The organism is Actinomycetospora sp., from assembly GCF_055612215.1.
Genome location: NZ_JBVPVA010000501.1, coordinates 1 through 1,154, shown reverse-complemented (window position 1 = coordinate 1,154; position 1,154 = coordinate 1). Strand labels below are relative to the sequence as shown.

At 54.1% G+C, this 1,154-nt stretch carries 1 protein-coding gene; it reads right to left on the bottom strand.

The genetic code is table 11. The features are described from left to right. A partial coding sequence (locus AC0CYZ_RS13970; RefSeq protein WP_472216281.1) for a hypothetical protein occupies nt 1-1,082 on the bottom strand: 1,082 nt, incomplete at its 3' end. Nucleotides 1,083-1,154 lie beyond the last annotated feature (72 nt).

Below are 1,154 nucleotides of genomic sequence, written 5' to 3'. Positions count from 1 at the left end.
ATATAGACCCAGGAGAAGCCATGGAATTCCCCATGATAGTAGTCCTGCCAGTCTCCTTCGCCTTGGGGATACCAGGTGTAGCCCGTACAGTTGGTCAGGCCCGTACTATCAGCAGGACACGTTCCCCCCCAGTCCGACATCTGGTAGGCATAGGTTGTCGTTGCTGGCGCGAGGCTGCTCGAACTGCTATCGGTACCCAGCGTGGTGATCGTATGCACGATCTGCACCGTCCAGGATTTGTCCCCATAGTTGGCGAAGTTGCCGGTACAACTGTAGGTATCACAATAGGTCGGATCGTAGCGGTTGTCACTGCCTGTATTGGGAGTCCCATGCGTGTTGTTATATCCCGTTTGATAGCTGATCGTCTCCCCAGTCCCACTGCTATGATCATGATAGGCCGTTAGATAGTCCCAGTAATTATTATTGCCATATTTTCCATACGAGACCGTCTGGGTGGTATCGATATAGGTGTTGCTTCTCCCTGTATAGGTAAACGTCACGGCTGGAAGTTGATGCCCCACCCGACTCTGATAGACGGTCGGGGTGATGCTATTGAGCACATGCTCTCCTGCACACCACGCCGAGGCCCCCGTACGAGCATCAACACACTGATGATAGCTTCCCTCACTATTGGCAAGGCTGTAGCTATAGTCGGGTTCAGGAGGATTGTAGGTATCACCACCGACATACGTGTTGATCGTCTGCAAGCTGTACGTACTCATCACGGTCGGAGCGTTGGCCCCATTGGTGTAATCGACGGGATCATCACAGCGCAAGGGACTGGAAGGACACCCTGTGACCGTTCCATAGGCGGTCACAAAGGCAATGCCATTTTGAGAGAAGGCGGTCACGCCCTTGTAAAGAAAATCGACGGTGCCCGAGAGAGCGGTGCCGCTGGTGCCCGTCCCGTAGGTAATCTGTTTGACCACGGCATCGCGAATGGTGGTGCCACTCTTATCTTGCAAGTAGGAGACGGCGGTATAGCGCGTCGAGGTGCCCGGTCCCTCATTGGCGGGCGTCACGAGGTCGAGATCCCAGCGATAATTGGTGCGTGTGCCGCTCGTATCGGTACTATACTGCAAGGAGTCGGTAGTACAACCATATTCGTAATACGTCCCAGACGGATCCCACACATGGAAACAGGGTTGATTCGT